We start from the raw sequence: 25,523 nt of genomic DNA on the forward strand, positions 1-25,523 counted from the left end.
GCCCTCGCAAACAACATCGCTACTGACCCTTTGCCGGCAACAGCCAAAGTTGCGAATTGGCCAGAGGGGTTTGCGGCGGCAAGTTGGGGTTCTCTAGGTAGAATATCCGGCGCTCTGCAAGCTGGGTGCGCGCGAGCACCGCTTGGATAACCGGGTGGTTGCGAAAGTATTGCTCAAAAGAACCATCGTCCAACATTGCCCTAAAGCCCGACTCAATGCGCGCGGCCAGTGCCGTGTTTTCCTGCGCCACAAAAAAGTACATGGGCGCCGGATAGGCCAGCAGCAACCGGCGCTCAACCGCAAGCCCCGAGCCCGCATGATGGTCGTATTCAGACCAGATCTCATTGAGCCCGCGAGGAAAATAATCGAAACGGCGCGCCATTAGCATGGGAAACAGGAGTTCATAGTTGGTGCTGGTCACCACTGGCAGACCTGCATGACGCAGAATGGCCGTATCCGGCCACTGGCCGCCCTGACCGGCAGTCAAGTCCGCCAACATAGCGAGCGACTGCACACGATCAAAATGGACTTGATCCGCGGCGCGAATTAAAAAAGCCCGATAACCCAACAGGCCTTTGAAAATGGGTATACGGATGGGCAGCAGCTGCGCTTCGCGATCGCGGGTAGTCATGGTCCACAACACCTCCAACGAGCGCCCGTGCATCAACTCATAGACGTTGCGTTTTTGGCTGTAGTACACGGGGTTGCGTACGAGCGTGACCGTCTCGCCAGGCGCCGCAGAACGCTCGAGAACCTGTTGAAGCAGATCTCGCACATAGGCATCGTGCAGGCTGTTAGAGTCCCGTACCGCGGGAATCCTGACTGTAATACCCCAGCAGTCACTGCCGATCAGCCACAGCATCACTAAAAGCACTCGCATTGCGGATTGCACTCCCTTAGATTCATGGCCTTAGCTTAGACTTTAGTACCATAAAAGCCCAACATCCCCAAAAAGTTCCAACAGGAAACAAAAGTTTCCTATTGGAAACAAATGCTGCTAACTTTAGCCCGAATCCAGCGTCGCAGACTGTGCAAATAAGGTACAATGCGCGCCTTCAAAATTTCACCTCGTCAGGCTATAGCAGGGCTACTCCATGTTTGATAAATCGCAAACCATTGCAACCTTTGACCCGGAACTCTGGGCGTCTATTCAGTCAGAAGAAGTTCGCCAGGAAGAACACATTGAGCTGATCGCCTCCGAAAACTACACCAGCCCCATGGTCATGGTGGCGCAGGGCACCAAGCTCACCAACAAGTATGCCGAAGGCTATCCGGGCAAGCGCTACTACGGCGGTTGCGAGTACGTAGACACTGCAGAAAGCCTGGCCATCGAGCGCGCCAAAGCCCTGTTCGGCGCCGACTATGCCAACGTACAGCCCCACTCCGGCTCGCAGGCCAACGGCGCCGTCTATGCAGCTTTGTGCGAGCCGGGCGACACCGTACTGGGCATGAGCCTGGCCCACGGCGGCCACCTGACCCACGGCGCCTCGGTGAGCTTTTCCGGCAAGGTGTACAACGCGGTTCAGTATGGCATCGACACCGAAACCGGCCTGATCGACTACGATGAAGTTGAGCGCTTAGCCGTTGAGCACAAACCCAAGATGATTGTGGCGGGCTTCTCGGCCTACTCGCAAATCGTGGACTGGCAGCGTTTCCGCGCTATCGCCGACAAGGTAGGCGCCTACCTGTTTGTAGACATGGCCCACGTAGCAGGCCTGGTGGCCGCCGGCGTATACCCCAACCCAGTGCAGATTGCCGACGTCACCACCACCACCACCCACAAAACCCTGCGTGGCCCGCGCGGTGGCCTGATACTGGCGCGCAAGAACGAAGCCATCGAGAAGAAGCTCAACTCCGCGGTATTCCCCGGCGGCCAGGGCGGCCCCTTGATGCACGTGATTGCGGCAAAAGCCGTGAGCTTCAAAGAAGCCATGAGCGACGATTACAAAGCCTACCAACAGCAAGTGGTCAAGAATGCCAAGGCCATGGCGGCCACCTTCATCGAGCGCGGCATTAAGATCGTGTCTGGCGGCACCGAAAATCATCTGATGTTGGTGGATCTAATCGGCAAGGAATACACCGGGAAAGACGCCGACGCCGCCCTGGGCGCTGCCAACATCACCGTCAACAAAAACGCGGTACCCAATGACCCCCGCTCGCCTTTCGTAACCTCCGGCCTGCGCGTAGGCACGCCCGCCATCACCACCCGCGGTTTTAAAGAGGCCGAAACGATCGAGCTGACCCACTGGATGTGCGATGTCTTAGAAGCCCTTGAAGCCGGCAACGCCGAGGCCAAGATCGAGGAAGTGAAGGCCAAAGTACTGGCTGTGTGCAAGCGCTTCCCCGTCTACGCCGACTAAGCAGTAAGACCTGCCAGACACAAAGCCCGCGCCCGCGGGCTTTGTTATTTATACCCCTAACCTTATGCCATTCAAACCTGCCCAACGCCCCCAGGGCGCCTACACTGTGTCTGACCCTACAGCGGTGTTAGTTACGAGATTGCGCGAGGCAAATCCACGCTCCGGCACTTCGGTTCCAATTCAATAGGTAAATTGGCGGTTACGCATTCGTATGCATAGCTTCCCCGCCCTATGAATACGTATGTAATGCCTTGTTCCCAAGTGGCCTGCCTCATTAGCATGAATTTCTCATGACCATAATAACTAGGTAATCTGAGGGATACCCTATGAGCAGCTGTAACAACCCAAACACAAGAGCGCGTTTTACACGCAATTTGCTCTCTGCCGCCATTTTAGCCGGGTCGTCTTCTGTCGCCTTGGCCCAAGTCAGCGCCGACGAGCAAGAAGCCATTGATTCCCTGGAAGAAATCCAGGTTTATGGCATCCGAACTTCAATCCTTGACTCTGTCAGCGCCAAGCGCGATGCCGACACCATTGCAGACGTGGTGGATGCCGGTGCACTGTCTTCACTGCCCGACCAGTCCATCGCCGATGCCCTGGGCCGCGTGCCCGGTGTAACCACCGTGCGCAGCAATGGCCAGTCGTCTCAGCTGAATATCCGCGGGATGAATGGCGATTTCATTCAAACCACCCTGAACGGCCGCGAGCAGGCCTCTACCTCAGGCTACACCGAAAGCACCCGCTGGATGGCCTTCGACCAGTACCCAGCCGAACTGATTACCCAGGCTGCGGTGTACAAATCGCCCAAAGCCTCTCACATTGAAGGTGGCGTGGCCGGTATTGTTGACCTGAAAACCGTCAACCCGCTAGATGCCGAAAAAGAGCACAGCGTTAACGCCACTTTCCGCGCCTCTTACAACGATGCCGCAGAATCTGTGGGCGCCGATGAATACGGCAACCGCATTAGCCTGTCTTACCAGGGCAAGTTTGCCGACGACACCATCGGCGTGGCATTGGGCTACTCACACCTTGATCAGCCCAACAGTTTCACTGGTGCACGCGCCGGTGCAGACGGGCAAATCGGTTACAACCAAGGCGCTGAGATGCGCAACCGTGCGTTCCAGTGGCAAGCCGGCAATGGCACCGATGAGCGCGATGGCTATTTGGCCACCTTGGTATTCCAGCCTACCGATAACCTGAAAGCGCAACTGGATTACTTCAAGTCCACTTTCGACCGCACCGACACCCGTCATGGCATCACCGTTGGCGGCCTGCAAGACGACTCCACCTTTGCACTCAGCAACACCACCGTGAGCAATGGGGTGGTAACTGGTGCCACAGTTGCGATTACCGACCCTAAAACTACCAACGATTCCAGCCCATGGTTTGAGTCGCGTACAGAAGATCAGTCTACCAAAGCAGATAGCGACAGCATTGGGCTGAACCTTGAGTGGAACATCGACGATCGCCAGAGCCTGGAATTCGATTACTCCACCAGCGAAGGCACCAAAACCCGCAAAGACCGCTTGGCCTCTATGCACGCCTACGATCTGACCTTCGATGGCAGCGGCAACCTGACCGACTGGGAAGAAGCAGCAGGCCAGTCTTTAACCTATAGCCACAATGGCGATGGTATTCCCACGGCAAACTTTGCTGGAGTAGACTTCACCGACCTCAGCACCATGCGCCTGTCGCGCTATGAAGAGTACCCGCACGAGTACACCGACAAAGTAGACAGTCTGAAACTCGATTACAAAATTGACCTGGAATGGGGCGCCCTCGCTTCTGTAGAAGCAGGTGTACGTTTCTCGAACCGCGAGTTCGACGCCGAGCGCGGCACCTTCCTTTACGGTTCACGCGACGGCCAGTTCAACGGCTACTGCGCAGACAATCTGTCTCAGCCTGCGATCGACTGTACGCCGCAATCACTCGACGGTTTTGTAAGCGTTGAATCGGTTGAAGGTGCACCGGATCATCTGGTCATTAACAATCTGGACGCCTTGGCAACCAGCATTTTTGGCGCCGGCAACTATGAAGGCAAGAAGGTATTCAGCCGCGACTGGACCTTCGTAGAATCTGGCTTGCTGGAAGAAAAAGTCGATGCGTTCTACCTCATGGCTAACCTTGCATCAGAAGTGGGCGGCATTGAAGTAACCGGTAATGTTGGCGTTCGCTACATAAAAACCGACGTTAAAGCAAGCGGCGTACAAAATGTGGGCACCGGTAACGGCACTCCTATTACCGATGATCTGGGCGTAACCCAAGACAATTACGACTATGTGAAGTACGGCCCGGAATTTACTGACACCCTGCCATCGCTCAACCTGAACTTCCACCTCACTGAAAACGACATTTTGCGTTTTGCTGCAGCAAAAGTCATGGGCCGTCCTCCTGTGGGCCAGCTCAAAGGCGGTGCAGGTTCATGGAACAGCGGCAATGAATACAACGTGTGGACCAAAGGTTCTCCTTACCTGGATCCGTTCCGTGCCAATCAGTTTGACCTGTCTTACGAGCACTACTTCGAAGACGGCGGCGCAGTAACCGCAGCGGTTTTCTGGAAAGATATCGAAAGCTTGGTAGAAAAGCAGTACATCTACCTGGATACCGCCGCCGAACGTGAAGCCCTGTTCGCTGAACTGAACATTGACATCCCCGCAGGCCTGGACGCCGGTGCCTTCGAAACCTACGTCAACAATGACAACGGCGGCTACATTCGCGGCTTTGAACTGGCAGGAACTAAGACCTTTGATAAGCTCCCCGGCGTATTCTCAGGCTTGGGGATGACTGCAAGCTACTCCTATACTGAATCAGAAACGGAAATCAGCGGCGGCAATCTATACGGTCAGAACCTGCCACTACCCGGCCTTTCTAAAAATGTTTGGAGCGTGACCGGCTTCTGGGATATCGGCAATTTCAGTTCACACGTGAACGTTCGCTACCGCGATGAGTTTATTCTGAACATGCCAATCCCAGGCAGCTCAACGCCTGTTACTGCGCAGCCCTACACAACTGTAGATGCGCAGGCATCTTACTCCTTTGAAAACGGCATTGATGTTGTGTTTTCCGTCAACAACCTTACCGACGAGCCCGATGTGGTGGAGTATGGTGCTGACGGTGCCTTTGGCGAATACAAAGAGTTCGGCCGCCAGTACTACTTGGGCGTGAACTACTCTTACTAAGCCCGAGCTACTAAATAGGCAGGTCACCGTTAGGGTGGCCTTCGAGACAACCGCCCGCCGAGCTCCGCTTGCCGGGCGGTTTTTTTTGAGCTGATGTGTTACAACAAGGTATTTGATTACCAAGCCACGCAACCAAAGAGAATCACAATACAATGAATGCATCGAAAACGAGGGTTGTTATATTGGGCGGCGGCACTGCCGGTTGGATTGCAGCCAACCTCATGGCTACTCACTGGCCCAAATCACAGTTTGATATCACCTTAGTGGAATCGCCAAATATCGGCACAATTGGTGTGGGCGAGGGCTCAACACCACCACTGCGCGGATTCATGAATGCCATTGGCGTTAAAGAGTCCGACTGGATGAGTCAATGTAACGCCACTTACAAAGTAGGCATTACCTTCAAAGATTGGTCAGTAAAGCCCGGATTCCCAGAATATTTTCATCCATTCTTGTGCCAAACCGATGAATTCACTGCGCCCGCATTTTTTCACAATAGCTTTCTTATTCGCCAGGGCGTAGATTTAGAAGGCCACCCAGATCACTTTTTTATTGCCACACGCCTTGCTGAAAAAAAGCTCGCCCCGGTAACACCGGAAAATTTTCCCTTTGAAATTAATTACGGCTACCACTTTGATTCGGGCTTGCTTGGCCAGTTTCTAGCTAAATGGGCCGCAGGAAAAGGCGTAAAGTATGAGCAGGCCACCATTTCCGACGTCAAGCTCAACGAGCGTGGCGACATAGAAAGCCTGCACACAGACGACGGCCAGACCATTGCCGGCGATTTATTTGTCGATTGCTCGGGCTTTCGCAGCCAACTCATGCAGCAGGCGCTCCAGGTACCCTTTGAAAGCGCCGCAGAAAGCCTGTTTAACGATTCAGCCGTTGTATTTGCCACAGAACAAGAAGCAGAACCCGAATGCAAAACCACAGCGACCGCCATGAAGCACGGCTGGGCTTGGAAAATTCCACTCACCCATCGCAACGGCAACGGTTACGTATACAGCTCACGCTTTGTGGATGACGATCAAGCCGAATCCGAATTCCGAGCACACTTGGGGCTGTTAGATGCCGATGTTGAAGCGCGCAAGTTGAAATTCAAAGTGGGCCGGGTATCACACCACTGGTTCAAAAACTGTTTGGCTGTGGGCCTCTCACAAGGGTTTGTGGAGCCGCTCGAGGCCACTGCACTGGATATGGTGCAAGAAACCGTGGTGCGTTTTATCGAATACTACAACCAAGGCCAATACACCGAGCAATCGCGCGCGGATTTTAACCGCTACATTAATGCGCGCTTCGATGCCATACGCGATTACATCGTGTGTCATTTTCGCATCAGCTCGCGCACAGATACCGAATACTGGCGCGCCTGTGGGAGCAACGAGAACCTATCACCCTCGCTGCGCTCTATTTTGCAAACCTGGATGAGTGGAAAAAATATAACCGATGAATTAGAGCGCCAAAAACTGGACGCCTACTTCCCCAACGTATCCTGGAACTGCCTGCTGGCCGGCAAGGGGATCTACCCCAGTAAAGAGCAACTGCGACCCGGAAACGCAATGGCGAACAAGTACAAGCTATCCGATCTGCGCCGTTTTATTGATGGTTGTGCGCTGAATTTTCCACCCCACAGCGAGCAGTTGGCCAAGCTAAAAATGCCCGCTTAACACCGCCTCTCGGGAAACCATCTGCATGAATACGTATGCAGATGGTTTTACCTGGGACTGGGGTTTCATAGCATGAGGGAGGCCCACACAACCAATAATCAGCCACGCAGCTTAAGGAACTTCCATGCGCATTCCCATGGCGCCCGCCACGGCTCTTCGTAGCCTCGTCGCCTGCACCCTACTGCTGACTTCCGCCAGCGATTTGCACGCCAAAACCCTGCAGCTCCAGAGTCCAAACGGCGAGCTGATTTTTACCCTGAGCGACGAGGGCGCCGGCCCCAGCTACCGCATTGACGCCGGCCAGGCACCGGTCATCGATGGTTCACGCCTAGGCCTGACAATGTTAAAAGATGGGGAGTTAGGTGCGGGCTTTACCCTTGCTAAGGCCGAGCGAACCACAGCCAACACTCGCTGGGAACAGCCCTGGGGCGAGCGCCAGTGGATAACGGACCACCACAACGAATTGCTAGCAACCTTCAAGCACCCCGACAAAGGCCAGTTTTTCCTGCGCGTGCGCGCCTTTAACGACGGCATCGGCTTTCGCTACGAGGTCCCCGCCCAGCGGGCACATCAGCAGCGTCAGATCACCGACGAGCTGACGGAATTTGCGGTGGCCGATGCGGCGCACACCGAAGCCCTGTGGATACCCGCGCGCGGCTGGAACCGCTACGAGTACCCCTACCAACAGACCGCCGTCACCGATGTGGTACTCGCGCACACCCCCGCCACCTTTAGAAATCGCAGCGGCGTGCACTTCAGCATTCACGAAGCCGCTTTAGTCGATTACGCTGCCATGGTCTTGGATCAACGCCGGCCCGGCACCTTTAAAGCAAACCTAACACCCTGGTCGGATGGCATTCGCGTCAAAACAGAGGGCGCTATTGTCACGCCCTGGCGCACAATACAAATTAGTGACAATGCAACCGGCCTACTGAATTCCGATCTCATTTTAAACCTGAACGAGCCCAATGCCCTGGGCGATGTCAGCTGGGTCAAGCCCGGTAAATACCTAGGCATCTGGTGGGGCATGCATCTGGGCGTCAATACCTGGGGCAGCGGCGCCAAGCACGGTGCCACCACCGACAACACGCTTAATATGATGGACTTTGCCGCACAGCACGGCTTTGACGGCGTATTGGTGGAGGGCTGGAATGTCGGCTGGGATGGCGACTGGCTCCACAATGGCGATCTGTTTAGTTTTACCAAAGCCTACGACGACTTTGACCTGAAAAAAATCAGCGCCTACGGGCAATCGAAGGGCGTGCGGTTAATCGGCCACCACGAAACCTCCGGCAATGTCACCAACTACCGCAATCAAATGGGCGCGGCCTTGGATTTGTATGCCAACCACGGCGTCAGCCAGATCAAGACCGGTTACGTGGCCGATGGCGGCAATATCAAGCGAGTGGATGCCCAGGGTATCGTGCGCAAAGAGTGGCACGACGGCCAGTTCATGGTGAATGAATACCTGTACAACGTGCGCGAAGCCGCCAAGCGTAAAATCAGCATCAACACTCACGAGCCCATTAAAGACACAGGCCTGCGCCGCACCTACCCCAACTGGCTTAGCCGCGAGGGCGCGCGCGGTCAGGAATTTAACGCCTGGGGCAGTCCGCCCAACGCACCCGATCACACGGTCAACTTAGCCTTTACGCGCATGCTCGCCGGGCCCATGGATTTTACGCCGGGTATATTTAATCTCGCCTGGGATGGCCTGGACGCAGAAAACCGCGTGCAAACAACCCTCGCAAAACAGCTGGCACTCTATGTGGTGCTCTACAGTCCCATACAAATGGCCGCCGACCTGCCGGAAAATTATCTGGCGCGCCCCGAAGCCTTTCAGTTTATAAAAGATGTAGTCACCGACTGGCAGGACAGCCGCGCCATTGCCGGCGCGCTGGGTGAGTACGTGGCCTTCGCGCGCCAGGATCGCCATTCCAGCACCTGGTTTTTGGGCGCCATTACCAACGAGCAGGCGCGCGAACTCACACTGCCATTGGATTTCTTGACGCCGGGCAAACGCTATCGCGCCGAAATTTATCGCGACGGCGACCAGGCCCACTGGCGCACCGCCCCCTACGAATTAGTGATTGAACGGCGCACCGTCACCCATGCCGATCAACTCGACGTAAGGTTAGCGGCCAGTGGCGGCCTGGCCGTGCGATTGGTGGAGCTGGCCCAGTGAGACGCATTTACACACAGCTCGCGCAGCTGCTAATGGGCGGCCTCCTGACCTTAACCAGTCAAGCCGAGATCACCCGCATTGAGCCACCAAACTGGTGGGTGGGCATGCACCACTCACAGCTGCAACTGCTGGTGCACGGAGATGCGATTGCTGCTTACGAACTGCACACCGACGCGCAGCAGGTTAGCATTGCCAGCATCGAGCGCACCGATAACCCCAACTACCTTTTCGTCACACTCGACATCGCGCAAGACGCCCAGCCACAAACCGTTGGCCTGCACTTTACCGCGACTGGCAAACCTGCACTGCACTACGCCTATCCACTACACGCGCGTAAATCGGGCAGCGCGAATCGCCAAGGTTTTAGCGGGCGAGATACAGTGTATTTAATTACGCCCGATCGTTTTGCCAATGGCGACCCCCTGAATGACACAAACCCTGCGCTGGGCGATAAACCCGATCGCAATGCACCCTATGGACGCCACGGCGGCGACTTACAGGGCATCATCGACCGGTTAGACTATTTACAATCCTTGGGCGTGACACAATTGTGGTTAAATCCCGTGGTCGAAAACGCCATGCCGGCATCCTCCTATCACGGTTACGCGACCACCAACCTGTATCGCATCGACCCGCGCTACGGCGACAACAGGCTCTACCGGACGCTCAGCGAAAAGGCGCGCGCCAAAGGCATTGGCCTCATCATTGATTTAGTGCCCAATCACATCGGTGCCCAACACCCCTGGATGGCAGACTTGCCCGCACATAACTGGATAAACAATGGCGCCAAGTTTGTGCCCACCAACCACATGCGCGAAAGCCTGCAAGACCCACACAGTGCGCTCGCCGATCGACAAGCCTTCACCGACGGCTGGTTTGTCCCCAGCATGCCGGATTTGAATCAACGCGAGCCACTACTGGCCACCTACCTCACGCAAAATGCCATCTGGTGGGTTGAAAGCGCCGATCTATCCGGCATTCGGGTGGACACCTGGTCTTATTCCGATAAAACATTTTTGCAACAGTGGACCCGCGCTATTTTGCAGGAGTACCCAAAGCTGAACATTGTCGGCGAAGAGTGGAGCACCGACCCAAACATTATCGCCTACTGGCAGGCGGACCAACACAATCCCGATGGTTACAGCACCGCCCTGCCAAGCCTGTTTGATTTTCCGTTGCAGGAGAGCCTGATCGCAGCGCTTAAGGAATCCGAAAACTGGAACAGCGGCCTGGTAAAGCTATACCGCACGCTCAGTCGCGACGCCGTCTATGCCAACGCCAATGGGCTCACCATTTTTGCCGATAATCACGACATGAGCCGTGTCCATACGCAACTCGACCACGACCCAGCACTGACGCGTATGGCCCTTACGCTGGTGGCCACACTGCGCGGCATTCCACAGATTTTTTACGGTACCGAGATATTAATGGCCAATCCAGGCACCGATTCCCACGGCGTAATTCGCAGCGACTTTCCCGGTGGCTGGCCCGGCGATACGCGCAACGGCTTTACCGGCAATGGCCTAAGCGAAGAAGCGTTGGCCATGCAGCGCTATACCAAGCAGCTATTGCAATGGCGCAAAACGGCCAGCGCTATCCACAACGGCCAGCTGCGCCAGTATGCACCGCAGGCCGGCGTCTACTGTTTTTTTCGATACAACGAAAAAGAACGCTGGCTGATTGCCACCAATAAAAATTCCGAGGCCAGCGCGCTGGATACAGCGCGTATGGCACAAGACCTGGACGGCTATCGCTACGCGAGCGCCCTATTTTCTGAGCAAACACACACGCTGGCCGACGGCATTAGCCTACCCCCGCGCAGCGTGACTATTTATCGCATTCACTGAAAGAATCAAAGAGCAGAGACCATGACAACTAGCCGGCAATGGCCCACCCGAACGCTGTTTAAGTCACACCGCCTGCTGTGCGCCGCGCTACTCACGCTGGCGGCTGGCGCACAGGCAGATTTTGGCCACTACCAGCAGCACTCGCTGCAAGGCAGCACACTGGAAGTCGTCACCGACGCGGGCAAATTATCCGTCAGTCTGCAGGGCGAGCACGCCATGGCCGTGCACTATCAGCCCAGGGGTATCAAGCAACTGCCCAGCTTTGCGCTGGCAGAAAAGCCGGCGCCCCACGCGGACGCCAAACTCTCACAAACGGACGAGGCACTAGTATTCGAAAGTGCCTCGCTGCGTGCGATTATTCAAAAGCACAATCTCACCATCGCCTACGAATACAAAGGCAAGCCCCTGCTGGCAGAGGAGGCTGGCCTGTTTGTGCAGGATAGCCTGCGCGGTTTTCGCTTTGCCTTAACACCAAAGGAAAAAATTCTGGGCGGTGGCCAGCGGGTGTCCGGCATGGATCGACGCGGCCAGCGCATGCCGCTCTACAACAAAGCCCACTACGGCTATGAAACAGAGTCCAACCAAATGTATTTCAGTTTGCCGGCTGTCATGTCGGATAAGAAATACATGCTGGTATTCGATAATAGCGCCACCGGTGCGCTGGATATTGGCGCCACCGAAACCGACGTGCTGCAGTTTGATGCCGTCGGCGGGCGCACGGCCTATGTGGTGGTGGCCGGCGAGAGCTATCCACACTTGATTCAGCAATACACCCAAGTAACGGGCCGCCAACCGCTGCCACCGCGCTGGGCTTTCGGTAATTTCGCTTCGCGCTTCGGCTACCGCAGCGAGCAAGAGGTGCGCGACACCATCGCCAAATTTCGCGCCAGCGACTTCCCCGTGGATGCCCTGGTACTGGATCTGTATTGGTTTGGCAAAGATATTCAGGGCCACATGGGCAATCTCGCCTGGGACACCGAGGCCTTTCCCAATCCCAAAGCCATGATGGCCGACTTAAAAGCCGAGGGCGTGCACACAGTACTGATTACCGAGCCGTTTATTCTCACCAGCGCCAAGCGCTGGGACGAAGCCGTGCAAGCGGATGTGTTGGCCTTAAATCCCGCCGGCAAACCCAAAACCTTTAATTTTTACTTTGGCAATACCGGGCTCATCGACGTCTTCCACCAACCGGCTGCAGCCTGGTTCTGGTCGATCTATCAGTCGTTAATGCTACAGGGCGTCGACGGTTGGTGGGGCGATTTAGGCGAGCCCGAAGTACATCCAGACGACAGCTTGCACCGTCTCACTGGCGTGCAGGGTAATGCCGCAAATTGCGCCGAGGCCGAAACCGCCCCCTGCATCAGTGCCGGCAATGAAGTGCACAACGCCTACGGCCACCAATGGGCCAAATTGGTCTACGAAAATCAACGGCGCCGGTTTCCGGATACGCGCCCCATGATTATGATGCGCGCCGGTTTTGCCGGCAGCCAGCGCTACGGCTTTATTCCCTGGACAGGCGATGTGGCGCGCAGCTGGGGCGGTTTAAAACCGCAGGTGGAGTTGGCGCTGCAGATGTCGCTGTTTGGCCTGGCCTATACCCACTCAGATTTGGGTGGCTTTGCCGGCGGCGAACACTTTGACCAGGAGTTGTATATCCGCTGGTTGCAGTACGGCGTGTTTCAACCGGTGTACCGCCCGCACGCGCAGGATAATATTGCCCCCGAGCCCGTTTTCCACGATCAGCAAACCCAGGACATCCTGCGGCCCTTCGTCAAGCTACGCTATCAGTTGCTGCCCTACAACTACACCCTGGCCTACGAAAACAGCCTCACCGGCATGCCCTTAATGCGGCCGCTGTTTTTTGAAAATGAATCCAATCCGGCGCTTATCGATAACAGCCAAAGTTATTTTTGGGGCGACGCGTTTTTGGTAACGCCCGTCACCGAACCCGGCGTGACATCCGTGCGCGTCAATTTGCCCAAGGGCGTCTGGTTTGACTATTTTACCGGCCAGCGCTACAACGGCGGTCAGGTCGTTGAACAACCCACCACCCTGGCAACCCTGCCCGTGCTGGTGCGCGCCGGCAGTTTTATTCCCATGGTGGCCGCCACGCAAAGTACTCAAAGCTACAGCAGCGCCGAACTCAATTTGCACTACTACGACGATCCGACAGTGAAGACCGCACGCGGCAAAATGTACGAGGACGACGGCCGCAATCCGCGCGCACTGCAAGCGGGCGACTTCGAGCTACTGGAGTTTGAAGCACAGCGCACGCGCAAGCACCTTAACGTGACACTGACTCACAGCGGTGGCTACCCAGGCCAACCCGCGCAGCGCAAAGTGCACTTGATTTTACACAACCAAACGCAAAAACCCCGCGCCATCAAGCTGGGAGACACAGCCATCGCATTTGATTACCAGCGCGAAACGCAACAAGTACACCTGTCCATCAATTGGGACTATCAACCGCTAACTCTGTCGGTACACCAATAAGGAATGCTAATGAAACCCTTTCTATATGCAGCCAGCTGCCTCTTGCTAGGCGCCCTTTTTGCCTGCGACAACCAGCGCGCAGAGCCACAGGATTCCAGTGCGCAGACGCCCGACACCTCGGCCGTTCATAAGGCGCGCGACGCGCAGGCTGACCGCGAAAAAGCCGTGGTCTATCAGGTGTTCACGCGTCTATACGGCAACACCAATAGTACCAACAAGCCCTGGGGCACACTCGAGGAAAACGGCGTTGGCAAGTTCAGCGATTTTACCGATACTGCCCTGGCAGATATTAAATCCCTGGGCGTGACTCACCTCTGGTACACCGGCGTATTGCACCACGCACTGGTGGGCGACTACAGCGCCTACGGCATTAGCAACGACGACCCGGATGTCGTCAAAGGGCGAGCCGGCTCCCCCTACGCCGTCAAAGATTATTACAGCGTCAACCCCGATCTGGCCGACGACCCCGCACAGCGCTTGGCAGAATTTGATGCGCTCATAGACCGCACCCATCAACACGGCATGAAAGTCATCATCGACATAGTGCCCAACCATATCGCCCGCAATTACCAAAGTCTTGGCAAACCAGCGGGCGTGGAAGACTTTGGTGCGAGCGACAACACGCAGGTCAGCTACGCGCGCGACAATAATTTTTACTATGTGGTCGGCGAGCCCTTCCGCGTGCCAAAGGCCGCGGGCTATCAACCCCTGGGCGGTACCGCGCACCCCCTGGCCGATGGTCAGTTTCACGAAATGCCCGCTAAATGGACCGGCAATGGCGCGCGCGCGGCCGAGCCCAACATAGACGATTGGTACGAGACAGTTAAGGTCAATTACGGCGTAAAACCGGACGGCAGCTACGATTTTGCACGCCTGCCCGCCACACTGCGCGGCGCGCCTTGGCAACAACACCAAGCCTTCTGGGCCGACAAAGATGTGCCCGATAGCTGGCTTAAGTTCCGCGACATCACCCAATTCTGGCTGGCGCGCGGCGTAGATGGCTTCCGCTACGACATGGCGGAAATGGTGCCCGTGGAATTTTGGAGTTACCTCAATGCATCCATTAAACAGACCAACCCCGACGCTTTCATCCTGGCTGAAGTTTACAACCCGAAGGAATACCGCAATTATATTCAGTTGGGTTTAATGGATTACCTATACGACAAAGTTGAACTCTACGACACACTGAAAGCCATCGTGCAGGAAAAGGCAGACCCAGACGCTCTAATTCCCATTCAGGCCGGCATGCAAGACATCGAACACCACATGCTGCACTTTTTGGAAAACCACGACGAACAGCGCATCGCCAGCCCAGAATTTGCCGGCGACCCCGTTAAGGCACTGCCCGCCATGGTGGTTTCCACCACACTCAGCAGCAGCCCCACCATGGTGTACTTCGGCCAGGAGGTGGGCGAGCCAGGGGCCGAGGACGCAGGTTTTGGCAAACCCTCGCGCACCAGCATTTTCGATTACGTGGGCGTGCCGCACCACCAGCGCTGGATGAACAACGGCGCCTGTGATGGGGGGCAATCCACAGCTGAAGAAAAACAACTCAGAGCTTTCTACCAGAAATTGTTGAACCTGAGCCTGACCGAGCCAGCGCTGACTGGCCACTACGCCGAAATTCACCGCTGGAATTTGGCCAACTCGACTAGCTACGACAAGCGCCTATTCAGTTTTGTCCGCTGGCGGGACGATGAGCGCGATCAGCGCTTAGTCATCGTTGTGAATTTTTCTGCGCAGATGCAAAAAACCCAAGTGCAGCTGCCACCGGAGTTACGCGAGCAGTGGGCACCACAACACAGCGGTACGGATTTACTCAGCGGCGACAATTTTACCCTAACGGCGGACGGCATGGTCGTAACGCTGCCCGCCTACGGCGCCCGTATAATTCAATTGCACGACGATCGCCCGTGAAGCACCTTGGCCTGTTACTGATAGGTGCGCTCATAGGCACTACTGCAACACTCGCCTGGCAGCAGTGGCTAACCCCACCTGTTGATCCTCTGCGATCCACGGCCGGACCGGGCGTGCAATCGCCGCTCACGCTGCAATTGCCACGGCTACAGCGCGCGCGACAGCTGCGCATTTACCTTCCGCCCAGTTACGACCAGGGGCGGCGACACTACCCTGTGTTGTACATGCACGACGCCCAAAATTTATTTGACGAGGCCACCAGCTTTGCCGGTGAATGGGGCATTGACGAAGCACTGAACAGCTTGGCGCACACACACGGCGTCGAAGTGATCGTGGTGGGTATCGATCACGGCGACGCGAAGCGCATTGTCGAGCTCAACCCCTGGGATCACCCGGAGTACGGCAAAGGCGAGGGCCGCGCCTATGTCAGTGATATTGTGGAGACAATAAAACCCTTTATCGACAACCAGTACCGCACGCGCCCAGGCGCGCGCGATACGCTGATCATGGGTAGCTCCCTGGGGGGATTAATCAGTCACTATGCGGCCCTAGAATATCCTGATGTGTTTGGCAAAGCGGGCATTTTTTCGCCCGCCTATTGGATTGCCGAGCCCCTATTCACTCGCACCGCGAGCACGCCCTTTCAGGCGCAACAATCGCTCTTTTTTCTAATGGGCGAAGCCGAAGGCGCTACCATGACGATGGATTTTTCTCGCATGCAGTCAGTGCTGCAAGTCAGCTCAGCCCGCTCTTTGTTTGTTACTGTAGCGCACGCGCAACATCGAGAAGATTTCTGGCGCAGCCAATTTGCACCGGCACTTTTATGGCTGCTGGGGACAGATTAACTGGCGCCACAGCACACGGCTTTGTGACCAGCCAGTCAACTGTTGAAGCCCTCACAACCCCCGCTGACTAGTTGGTCAGTACCAGTTATTTTTCAGCGCGTAATCTGCGCAAGTTTCTGATTCTGTTATAAAAATTTTAAAGCACTGCGCCAGGTTCCACGCGCTCACAGATTTTCAAAGCAGCAACTGGACAGATGTCCGATCCACTTCCACTATCTCTGCTGAAAATTCAATTAAGGTGGTGTACGAAAATTTAGGTAGCGGCAAACCGGTCTGTGTTTTCCGCCAATTTTCTTCCTCAATTATTTTCAGCATTTTTGTCTGTACAACAATAACTAACAGATTAGGAAGCTCTGAAAATGAATCTGATCCCCTCAACGCGAGGCCGTCAGCGCGGCCTTTTTGCATTGGCAATGACGCTCACGGCCAGTTTGCTCACCTCGGGTGCCCACGCAAGCGGCTATAAACACGTTTCTGTGGCACCCGAAGACGCGCAACAACAACAACTTCCCAACGGTAAAGACACCGGCGTGTTCAGCCACTCAGCTCTGCTGCCTGTGAACGCGCCCACGCGCGCACTCGGTAACGGCACTCAAGTGATTACCCAAACTCTCACTATCGATAACACCGAGGCCAGTCCCATCGCGTTTATTGGCCCCGATGCCGAACACTGGCAACTAACGCTTATTGACCCGGACGGGCGTGTGGCCGCCGACGAAGCACAAACTGCGTTGGCAGTGCAGGACATTGCCCTGGGTAACGAATCATTTCGCGGCAAACAATTGCAGCTGGAAAACCACAAGGTGGGCCAGTGGCAGGTGCGCCTGACCCGCGCCCAAAACGCGCCGTCCATGCAGAGCCAGTCTCTTAGCCGTAGCGCAGACGCGCGGGAACCACTGGGATATTTACTGGTGAAGGGCGACCCCAACTACAAAGTGTACAGCTACCGCGATACGCCCATGACCGTGCAAAACAAACAGGTAAACCTGGTGGCTTATCTGGTGGATGCCCGCGCCGATCGCGGCGAGCGCCACACACTGGTGCGCAAGTCGCCGCTGGCCGGCTCCATTTCCCAGGCCAGTGTCACGCTCACAGCGCCCGATAACAGCTCCACCACCCTGCAGCTCAACGACGCCGGTATTAACGGCGACGCGGTGGCGGGCGACGGCCGCTACTCGGCCACGCTGCCCACAGATCAAGTGGGTGTCTATACGCAAACCCTGATGGTACAGGGCACGCGTCCGGACGGTCTTGCGTTTAGCCGCACCACCACCGATCTTTATCCGGTCGTTGCGCGCACTTATCGCTTCGATCGCCAGGCGGCGCAATTGTCGGTGCAGGCCAATGGCGACATCCAGGTCTCTGTGCCGGTAAAAACCCGAGGTGACGCCGAAACGGTGTTTATGTCGGCGGAAATTTGGGGCACAAATGCCCGCGGCGAGCAGGAACTCGCACACTGGGTGGGCGGTCTAGTGGACCCCACTAGTACCGATCGGGGCACACAACTCGCGCTGATTTCCGACAGCCGCTGGCTCACCCAAAAAAATCTGCAGGCGCCCTTTGAGCTGCGCAAGTTACGCCTACAACACAAGGACAACCACACCCCCATTGCCCGAGCCAAGCGCAAGCCGCTCGACCTCAGCAGTGCGGACAACCAGGCCTTGTCGAGTGGTAACCTGCGCTCACCCCAGACACTGCTGGCAACGGCAGATCGCCAAGGCGATATGCGCGTAAAGGTCGTGGGCACCGCTGTGCCACTGGCACCGGCGCGCATCGCCACAGCGGCCGCGGGCAGCACGCTGATGCTGGTGCACGGTTACTGTTCAAGCAGCGCCTGGAGCACCGGCGACTTTGCCAATGCGGTGGAGTTTAAAGATTACAAAGCCAATCGCAGTCACGATGCCTTTGCGCTGAAGATTCGCGATTTTGGCGCCAACTACAGTTCCTTTGGCGTGGTTGCGCACAGCCAGGGTGGAGCCGCTGCACTGCACCTGTACGCCCGCTATGTGAGCGGCCTGGATTACGCCTCCGGTGGCCGGTTGATTCAGTCGGTGGGCACGCCCTACCAGGGCACAGCACTGGCCGGTAATCTGGCGGTGCTCGGGCAGATTTTTGGCGCCGGCTGCGGTAAAAATACCGACCTCACATACAGCGGTGCCGCCAACTGGCTGGCCACGATTCCCAGCTGGGCGCGCAGTGCCGTGGACTACTACACCACCTCGTTCAAAGACCGCTGGTGGGCCTACGACTATTGCCACATCGCCACCGATTTGTTGTTGGATGACCCCGAGGACGGCACCACGGAAAAATGGTCCGGGCAATTGTCCGGCGCGGTTAACAAGGGCCACAAAACTGGCTGGTGCCACACTTCCGGTATGCGCGACCCGGCGCAGACCCGCGACACCAGTCGCAACAGCAGCATGAGCTCGCGCGCGCTTCTATTAGTTCGCGGCCTCGTAGTTCTAACGGGGAAGCACATCAGCCTCGCCCATTCACCGCACGGCACAAAGTTGTGCCGGGTAAAGCTTGCGCGCCCGTATCGGGAAAGCTACTGTGCCAATGTCAAAAACAATAAGGATCTACAATGACCACCACCCCCAAGCCCCCCCTGTGGTTTTGGTTCATCGGTGCGCTGGCGCTGGTGTGGAACCTGGCCGGCCTGGGCGCTTTCGCCCTGCACCTGTCGATAACCCCCGAGATGATTGCGCAGCTGCCGCCCGAGCAGGCCAAGCTATACACCGAGGCGCCCGAGTGGCTGAATGCCGCTTTTGGTATCGCCGTAGTGGGCGGTGTGTTGGCATCGATTATGTTGCTAATGCGCAATATATTCGCCGTGGTGCTCTACAGCCTTTCGCTCTTGGGAATTCTCGCGCAAAACAGCTACAGCTTTTTTATGAGCGACACCTTTGCCGTGCTTGGGCAGGACGCAATGGTCATGCCGGCCGTGGTAATAATGCTCGGTGTGGGATTGCTGGGCTACAGCATCGCATTGAAAAATCGGGGGTTATTGCGCTAGGGCGCGCTTACAGCCAATAATTGCTTGCGATAAAAAGCGCACAAGATTGGCCAATGCACAGCCGGTGCCAGTGTGCAATGCTGCGCAAGTTGGGCCAGCAGGGCATTGGCCAGCGGCTTTTGCAAGGCACTGTGGCGCTCGTTTAATACCGGGTACATGAGCGCACTGACCAAGACTTCGCCGCGTGTCAAAGCGTGGGGTACAGGCATGGCGCCAAGCACCTCTTGTACTTTATTTGCGTTGTGAACGAAGGCCTGTATGCGATCGGCTGCCAGCATTTCAAGGCCATTGCGCGTGCCGGTAACCGCCACAATTTGGTCGTGGGGGACCTGGGCGTGTAATTGTAGATGCACTATCCAAGCGCCGCGTTCATAACCCACTAATCCACCGCGCGCCACCACCGCCTGCAAGTGTTTAGTTGGGCCACCTTCGCCGTTAAACCACACTTCAAAATCGAATTGTGCCAAAGGCACAGGCACCAGAAAGATATTGCTGTGGGGACCTTCCTCCACCAGAGTTTCGGTACGCAGGCAATTGGCGTCGGCGTGCCCGCGGGCCACGTCGCTGATAGCCCGCTGATTGGTGAGGGGCTTAAACGTAAGCTGATAATCCAGGCTTTCGAAGGCAAGCTGATAAAGCTCGATCAACTCCTGGTAAATCGGTGTGTAGTTTTCAAATTGGCAGGTCATGATGAACGGCTTGGCGGTCACCCGAGCACTCGCCGCTAAGAGCACTATTGCCAATAACCCCCAACACGCTTTTTTGACTACAGCTGCCGGCCTTCGGCCAATGTCGTCCACAAGCAACTCCCAAACGGTGACGTTTCATTGTAGCAGCTACTCCTTCGAACACGCCGCCCCTTTCCCAACAACGCCCCACCCACGGCGAGCCCACTGAATTTCCGTCCGCCAGTGCAGCGCCGCACAAAATTTAATTTCGACAGCCACCGACACAGCGCCACAAACCGAATATAATTTGTTTTATTTGCCATAATACTTACTTTTAATAATCGAGAATTTGATAGTGGTAAACTATATTCCAAGCATAAACGAGTCGCCGGGCCACCGCGCAGCGCTGGATCGCACCGACCTGGCCATCCTAAAAACGCTGCAGGCTCAGGGCCGAATCAGCAACGTGGAGCTGGCCGAACAGGTACATCTGTCCCCACCCGCCACCCTAGCCAGGGTGCGCAGGCTGGAACAGGAGGGCTACATCGAAGGTTATACGGCGCTGCTGAGCCGCGAGAAGCTGGGCCACGACAACCTGGCGTTGATCGAGATTGCGCTGGAGCTACACCAGCACAAACGCATTGCCGAGATTTTGTCGCAGCTAGTCGGTATGCCAGAGGTCATGGAGTGCTACCACGTGACCGGCGAGTACGACTATATGCTGAAGGTGTCTGTGGCCAACACCAAAGCATTGGATGGCTTTATTTCCAGCCGGTTGATTCCGCTGCCGGGTATCGCGCGCATTCACACCAGCATTGTTTTAAAGGAGCTGAAGGCAACTACCCAGCTGCAGCTACCAGAACCCTGACCGGGCGCCACCCGCGCCCGCTAACAACGCCGCTGTTACCCACAGCGATAGACAAGAGTAAGGCGCTATGTGGAAGTCCGACCATATCGAAACCAACACCATTCACGGTGGCAAACACAGCCAGGGCGAGTACGGCCCGCTTTCGACGCCCATTTATCAAACGTCCACCTTTGTATTCGACTCCGTCGAACAGGGCGCTGAGCGCTTTGCCGGCGAAGCCCAGGGCCATATCTATTCGCGCCTGGGCAACCCCACTGTGGACGAGCTGGAAGCGCGCATGGCGCTGTTGGAGCACACTGAAGCAGCCGCGGCCTTTGGCTCGGGCATGGGCGCCGTGTCGGCGGCAGTTTTGGGTCTGCTAAAACAGGGCGACCACCTGATCACCTCGCACCGTTTGTACGGCTGCACCTTTGCACTCTTTAATCACCAACTGCCCGCCTTTGGTATTGAGGTGAGCTTTGTGGATTTGAGCGACGCCGATGCAGTGCGCGCGGCGGTCAAGCCCAACACCAAGGTGATCTACGGCGAAACACCCATCAATCCCTGCCTGTCGGTGGTCAATCTGGATGCCATAGCTGCCATCGCCAAAGCCCACAAGTTGGTGAGCATTATCGACAACACATTTATGTCGCCGGTACTGCAGCAACCTGCCAAACACGGCATCGATATAGTGTTGCACTCGGCCACCAAATTCTTAAATGGCCACGGCGATGTAGTGGCGGGGATTTTGTGCGGTCCGAAGGATCTTATCGATCACATTAAAATGACCACCCGCAAAGACATGGGCGCCATCATCAGCCCCCACGATGCCTGGTTAATCATTCGCGGGCTAAAAACCCTGCACTTGCGCGTTGAGCGGCACAACCAAAATGCCCTGGCGCTGGCCAACTACCTGCAGACCCACCCCGCCATCGACAAGGTGGATTACCCCGGCCTGCCCAGCCACCCCGGTCATGCGTTGATCGGCTCGCAAATGCTGGGCGGCGGTGGCGTACTGGCGTTTGTGATGAAGGGCAGTTTTGATCAGGCCGTCGCCTTCATGAACCAGCTGCAAATGTGCAAGCGCGCAGTCAGCCTGGGCGATGCCGAAACCTTAATTCAACACCCGGCTTCGATGACCCACTCCACCTATGAGCCCGAAGAGTTGGCGGCCGCGGGTATTCCGCGCACACTGATTCGCCTGGCTGCGGGTCTGGAGCATGTCGATGACATCATCGCCGATATCGAGCAGGCACTCGCCGTTGCCACAGCGTCAAGTGCAGCGGCCTAAACCGCTGTACTGAACAGTGTTATGTGACTAGCAGCAACGATGTCAGCGCACTCGCTAGGTAATCAATAGCCAACGGCACTTTGCACACACTGCGCGAACAGTCTCCCTGAGCGCGCAGTGTGTAAAGCTTCCAAAGTTTTACAACGTCTCTCTGTAAAAATTACACGCATCGACATGCCATCGCGCGCCTGCCGCACGGAATCACTCCACATTCGCCCGCACATCCAAGCTTTGCCGCGCTGCCGGCAGGCTGGCACAGTTTTCGCTTCTTCCCTTTTGCACGGATGCCAAGTGGCCATCGGCCCTGGCAAAACTCTGTTCCGTTTAAAAGGAGAAAAATTATGGCAACTGCAAAAGCAACCAACAGTATTTCCAGCCAAGAAAAACTCGCACAGGCCTATCACCTCGCCGGCGAAGCGGCGTCGGACATGGTGGGCAATGTGAAGCATCAGGCTAAAGCACAACTCGATGCCAACAAAGAGCGGGCATCTGCCGTGGCCGAGCAGGCGGAATCTGTCATTAAAGAGCGTCCGCTGTTAAGCATTGGCTGCGCCTTTGTGGCTGGCTGGGCTATCTCAAAGCTACTCAAATAACAGTGGCAACCACAGTCGCTGGCCTGACAATTGTTAACTTCGGGAGTCCTGTTTATGTCTGAGACATCACACTCAAAGGCGTCCGGACCGGCTCCTGGCCCGGACGCGCCACAGCGCGCACCGGGCAGCAATTCAGCGCCCGCGAGTGAGCCAACCCGCACCGACGAACAACTGACACAGACACTGGCACATTTGTCGGCCATCGGCGATTTAGCCACAGCCTGGGCGGATAACCTGCAGGCTGTCGCAAGGCTCGAACTAAGACGCAGTGTGAGTGCACTACGCCAGTTAATTTTCTTGCAGCTGTTAATGATTCCCTTAGTGCTGTGTTTGGTACTCAGTGTGTGTCTCGCTTTTGCCGGCGTTGTCTTCACTGAAACCGGCTCACTTTACGGCGGCATCGGCGCATTTCTCGGCGCGCAGCTTGCAATTATTTGGCTGGCGCTTAAGAGTCAGCGCAGCTTGCGCCAATTGATTGGTTTCAAACACACCACACAACAGCTGCGGGAGGCAAAAGATGATCTACTTGCGACGCTTAAATAGTGCCATTCAGCAGCGCGATCAAGCCATGACGCAACAGCGGCAGGCAGCCGCAGTTCTGGTGTATAACCTCAAACGCAGGACCCAGTCGGTCGTGACAAGGCAGCACCTTCTACTGGCCATGGGTCTCGCTCTGGGCTTGGGCGCCACCCTAGAAAGATTGAGCAGCAGTGCACGGGCACGTCGTTGCGCCCAACAGCTAGTACACCTCTGGTCGCTCTCGCTGGCGTTACCCAGGCAATGGACGCACGCATTAAAGCGCTGGCTTTTTCAAGCTTGAGTGCTCTCATCACAGGAAGACAACACCATGAATTCACTCGCGCTGCATAGCAAGGAGCCTCTGCCGGCGGCACAAATAGCACAACCTAGGCATTCGGTTGCCACGCGCTTACTGATTTACCTGGTAGTGCTAGCCAGCATTTACACGCTGTACCTCGGCCAGATTATTCTACTGCCACTGGTGCTGGCAGCATTCATTGCGCTATTTAGCAGCCCTTGGGTGGCGCGCCTGGAGCGCTGGGGATTGCCGCGTATGCTCGGCACCCTACTGGTACTCTCTACCATTATTGGTGCGCTGGTTTTTTCCGCGTTATTGTTCACAGACCCAGCGCAACAGTGGTGGCAAAAATTACCCGACATTCTCGGCAATTTGGCCAACGGGGTGACTGTTGCCGCTGCCGGCGAAGGCGCCTCGGCGCTGAGCGACATTAACAGTGCACTATCCGAGCAGGCCAGCGACGACGAGTTTAGAAAAACCACCATACTGTCGTTACTGCAGACACTGGCATCGGCCACTCCCACGGTACTGACGCAAATTCTGGTCACCCTTTTTCTCGCCTACTTTTTTATGGTATACGGCCAGCACTTGTTACTCAATTTAGTGCAAATACGGGCCACCTTCGCGCACAAACGTCAAACAGTCGAGCTGGTTCACGCCATGCAAGCGGAGCTATCCACCTACGTTTCCACCATTACGTTAATTAACATTGTGCTGGGCCTGGTAGTGGGTTGCGCATTTTACGGCCTGGGTTTAGACGATCCGTTTCTGTGGGGCGCTTTAGCCGGCGCGCTCAACTTCGCGCCTTACCTTGGGCCGCTGCTGTCGGCCATAGCGTTTAGCCTGGTGGCCTACCTACAGTTTCAAACCATCGAGTATGCACTGCTGATCCCCGGCATTTACTTGGGCATCAATTTAGTCGAAAGCCAATTTGTGACGCCCACGTTGTTGGGCAAAACGCTGGATTTAAATCCGCTAGTGGTTTTTTTGTGGCTGGTGTTTTGGGGCTGGCTATGGGGCGGCTTTGGCATGCTGGTCGGCGTGCCGCTGCTGGTGTGTGTCAGCATTTACTTAGAGCGCACGGGACTGGTGGGCGAATGGTATCGTCTGCTCAAGCAGGCGCCAGCATAGCGTGCACATCACGCTAGCTGAGTGCGTTACCGCTGAGGCTCGTTAGCCTACTGACACCTGGGCGTCTACATCCAAATCGGTCTCGGCACAACGCACGCAATTTCTTCCCTCGCGCTTGGCCTGATACAGCGCTAAGTCGGCGCGCTTAAAAAGGCGTTCGGGCAAACCCACTTCAAATTGTTGAAGTCGCTCAGCAGTTACACCGATACTTACCGTGAGTTGGGTTGTCCTACCTAGGTATTCAATGCGATGCGCCGCCACCCGCGCACGGATTCGCTCGGCCACGAGTTGGGCGCCAGTTAACCCGGTGCCAGCCAGAATGACGCTGAATTCCTCACCACCGTAGCGGGCGCACACATCGGTGGCGCGCGGCAACGAATCACTTAAAATCTTGCCTAATTGTCGCAAGCACTCATCGCCAAAATCGTGTCCGAAATTATCGTTGATCGATTTAAAGTGGTCGCAATCCACCACCAGTACCGCCAACTTAACGTGGTCCCGCGACGACAAGTGGCACAGTTCGTCGAGCTTTTCATCGAAATAGCGGCGATTTTTCAAGGACGTCAAGGCATCGGTTCGACTTTGCTGCTCGAGAATCATTTCATTGTCGAGCGAGTGCCAGTATTCGCGATGTTGCTGGTGAGCCAAGTTCAGCATGTAGACCAAA

18 protein-coding genes are annotated in these 25,523 nt (G+C 56.1%); 15 read left to right on the forward strand and 3 right to left on the reverse strand.

All coding sequences use genetic code 11. The features are described from left to right. Positions 1 to 19: 19 nt before the first annotated feature. Positions 20 to 880 (reverse strand): diguanylate cyclase, encoded by an 861-nt coding sequence (locus ACW8F6_RS00270; RefSeq protein ID WP_491573826.1) that lies wholly within the window; start codon positions 878 to 880, stop codon positions 20 to 22. A gap of 214 nt (positions 881 to 1,094) precedes the next feature. On the opposite strand from ACW8F6_RS00270, the gene glyA reads away from it, so the two are divergent. The 10 genes from glyA to ACW8F6_RS00320 all read left to right on the forward strand — a co-directional run bounded on the left by glyA (position 1,095) and on the right by ACW8F6_RS00320 (position 19,509). Beyond that, a complete protein-coding gene (glyA, locus tag ACW8F6_RS00275; protein WP_491573827.1) occupies positions 1,095 to 2,360 on the forward strand; it encodes a serine hydroxymethyltransferase in 1,266 nt (421 codons plus the stop codon). A gap of 326 nt (positions 2,361 to 2,686) precedes the next feature. Further along, positions 2,687 to 5,539, forward strand: a complete 2,853-nt coding sequence (locus ACW8F6_RS00280) for a TonB-dependent receptor (protein WP_491573828.1) — start codon at positions 2,687 to 2,689, stop codon at positions 5,537 to 5,539. A 152-nt stretch (positions 5,540 to 5,691) separates the two neighbouring features. After that, positions 5,692 to 7,206 carry a tryptophan halogenase family protein gene (locus ACW8F6_RS00285; protein WP_491573829.1) on the forward strand — a complete coding sequence of 505 codons (1,515 nt, stop codon included), beginning with the start codon at positions 5,692 to 5,694 and terminating at the stop codon, positions 7,204 to 7,206. A 124-nt stretch (positions 7,207 to 7,330) separates the two neighbouring features. Next, complete coding sequence (locus ACW8F6_RS00290) at positions 7,331 to 9,391, forward strand: glycoside hydrolase family 97 protein (protein WP_491573830.1); 2,061 nt, start codon at positions 7,331 to 7,333, stop codon at positions 9,389 to 9,391. After that, the gene (locus ACW8F6_RS00295) at positions 9,388 to 11,238 is read left to right on the forward strand and encodes a glycoside hydrolase family 13 protein (RefSeq protein WP_491573831.1); all 1,851 of its coding nucleotides are present in this window, start codon (positions 9,388 to 9,390) and stop codon (positions 11,236 to 11,238) included. Before ACW8F6_RS00290 ends, ACW8F6_RS00295 begins: the two co-directional genes overlap by 4 nt. A gap of 21 nt (positions 11,239 to 11,259) precedes the next feature. Then, entirely contained in the window at positions 11,260 to 13,731 is a 2,472-nt protein-coding gene (locus tag ACW8F6_RS00300; RefSeq protein ID WP_491573832.1) for a glycoside hydrolase family 31 protein, read from the forward strand. 9 nt (positions 13,732 to 13,740) lie between these two features. Beyond that, positions 13,741 to 15,648, forward strand: coding sequence for an alpha-amylase family glycosyl hydrolase (locus ACW8F6_RS00305; protein WP_491573833.1), 1,908 nt, complete (start codon positions 13,741 to 13,743; stop codon positions 15,646 to 15,648). Further along, entirely contained in the window at positions 15,645 to 16,493 is an 849-nt protein-coding gene (locus ACW8F6_RS00310; protein ID WP_491573834.1) for an alpha/beta hydrolase, read from the forward strand. Before ACW8F6_RS00305 ends, ACW8F6_RS00310 begins: the two co-directional genes overlap by 4 nt. A 359-nt stretch (positions 16,494 to 16,852) precedes the next feature. Next, positions 16,853 to 19,081, forward strand: a complete 2,229-nt coding sequence (locus tag ACW8F6_RS00315; protein ID WP_491573835.1) for a choice-of-anchor X domain-containing protein — start codon at positions 16,853 to 16,855, stop codon at positions 19,079 to 19,081. Then, positions 19,078 to 19,509 (forward strand): hypothetical protein, encoded by a 432-nt coding sequence (locus ACW8F6_RS00320; protein ID WP_491573836.1) that lies wholly within the window; start codon positions 19,078 to 19,080, stop codon positions 19,507 to 19,509. Before ACW8F6_RS00315 ends, ACW8F6_RS00320 begins: the two co-directional genes overlap by 4 nt. Here ACW8F6_RS00320 and ACW8F6_RS00325 read toward each other — a convergent pair. Continuing rightward, positions 19,506 to 20,198 (reverse strand): hypothetical protein, encoded by a 693-nt coding sequence (locus ACW8F6_RS00325; protein WP_491573837.1) that lies wholly within the window; start codon positions 20,196 to 20,198, stop codon positions 19,506 to 19,508. The two genes, ACW8F6_RS00320 and ACW8F6_RS00325, sit on opposite strands and share 4 nt — an antisense overlap. A gap of 334 nt (positions 20,199 to 20,532) precedes the next feature. On the opposite strand from ACW8F6_RS00325, the gene ACW8F6_RS00330 reads away from it, so the two are divergent. From ACW8F6_RS00330 to ACW8F6_RS00350, 5 genes are all read left to right on the forward strand, one after another. Next, positions 20,533 to 21,045 carry an Lrp/AsnC family transcriptional regulator gene (locus tag ACW8F6_RS00330; protein ID WP_491573838.1) on the forward strand — a complete coding sequence of 171 codons (513 nt, stop codon included), beginning with the start codon at positions 20,533 to 20,535 and terminating at the stop codon, positions 21,043 to 21,045. A 67-nt stretch (positions 21,046 to 21,112) separates the two neighbouring features. Then, positions 21,113 to 22,315 (forward strand): trans-sulfuration enzyme family protein, encoded by a 1,203-nt coding sequence (locus tag ACW8F6_RS00335; RefSeq protein ID WP_491573839.1) that lies wholly within the window; start codon positions 21,113 to 21,115, stop codon positions 22,313 to 22,315. A 341-nt stretch (positions 22,316 to 22,656) separates the two neighbouring features. Then, on the forward strand, positions 22,657 to 22,908 hold the full coding sequence (locus ACW8F6_RS00340; protein WP_491573840.1) for a hypothetical protein: 252 nt from the start codon (positions 22,657 to 22,659) through the stop codon (positions 22,906 to 22,908). Positions 22,909 to 22,962: 54 nt separating this feature from the next. Continuing rightward, on the forward strand, positions 22,963 to 23,451 hold the full coding sequence (locus tag ACW8F6_RS00345; RefSeq protein ID WP_491573841.1) for a hypothetical protein: 489 nt from the start codon (positions 22,963 to 22,965) through the stop codon (positions 23,449 to 23,451). A gap of 304 nt (positions 23,452 to 23,755) precedes the next feature. Continuing rightward, entirely contained in the window at positions 23,756 to 24,856 is a 1,101-nt protein-coding gene (locus ACW8F6_RS00350; RefSeq protein WP_491573842.1) for an AI-2E family transporter, read from the forward strand. Positions 24,857 to 24,898: 42 nt separating this feature from the next. On the opposite strand, the gene ACW8F6_RS00355 is transcribed toward ACW8F6_RS00350, so the two are convergent. Next, the coding region (locus ACW8F6_RS00355; RefSeq protein ID WP_491573843.1) for a GGDEF domain-containing protein at positions 24,899 to 25,523 on the reverse strand (625 nt) is incomplete at its 5' end.

This window comes from Simiduia sp. (assembly GCF_058345725.1).

Bases quoted from the DNA above. Each gene is read 5' to 3' on its own strand.
- ACW8F6_RS00270 (WP_491573826.1), bottom strand. From the start codon at position 880: ATGCGAGTGCTTTTAGTGATGCTGTGGCTGATCGGCAGTGACTGCTGG.
- ACW8F6_RS00280 (WP_491573828.1), top strand. From the start codon at position 2,687: ATGAGCAGCTGTAACAACCCAAACACAAGAGCGCGTTTTACACGCAAT.
- ACW8F6_RS00340 (WP_491573840.1), top strand. From the start codon at position 22,657: ATGGCAACTGCAAAAGCAACCAACAGTATTTCCAGCCAAGAAAAACTC.
- ACW8F6_RS00290 (WP_491573830.1), top strand. From the start codon at position 7,331: ATGCGCATTCCCATGGCGCCCGCCACGGCTCTTCGTAGCCTCGTCGCC.
- ACW8F6_RS00325 (WP_491573837.1), bottom strand. From the start codon at position 20,198: ATGACCTGCCAATTTGAAAACTACACACCGATTTACCAGGAGTTGATC.
- ACW8F6_RS00285 (WP_491573829.1), top strand. From the start codon at position 5,692: ATGAATGCATCGAAAACGAGGGTTGTTATATTGGGCGGCGGCACTGCC.
- ACW8F6_RS00300 (WP_491573832.1), top strand. From the start codon at position 11,260: ATGACAACTAGCCGGCAATGGCCCACCCGAACGCTGTTTAAGTCACAC.
- ACW8F6_RS00315 (WP_491573835.1), top strand. From the start codon at position 16,853: ATGAATCTGATCCCCTCAACGCGAGGCCGTCAGCGCGGCCTTTTTGCA.
- ACW8F6_RS00305 (WP_491573833.1), top strand. From the start codon at position 13,741: ATGAAACCCTTTCTATATGCAGCCAGCTGCCTCTTGCTAGGCGCCCTT.
- ACW8F6_RS00320 (WP_491573836.1), top strand. From the start codon at position 19,078: ATGACCACCACCCCCAAGCCCCCCCTGTGGTTTTGGTTCATCGGTGCG.
- ACW8F6_RS00345 (WP_491573841.1), top strand. From the start codon at position 22,963: ATGTCTGAGACATCACACTCAAAGGCGTCCGGACCGGCTCCTGGCCCG.
- ACW8F6_RS00335 (WP_491573839.1), top strand. From the start codon at position 21,113: ATGTGGAAGTCCGACCATATCGAAACCAACACCATTCACGGTGGCAAA.
- glyA (WP_491573827.1), top strand. From the start codon at position 1,095: ATGTTTGATAAATCGCAAACCATTGCAACCTTTGACCCGGAACTCTGG.
- ACW8F6_RS00350 (WP_491573842.1), top strand. From the start codon at position 23,756: ATGAATTCACTCGCGCTGCATAGCAAGGAGCCTCTGCCGGCGGCACAA.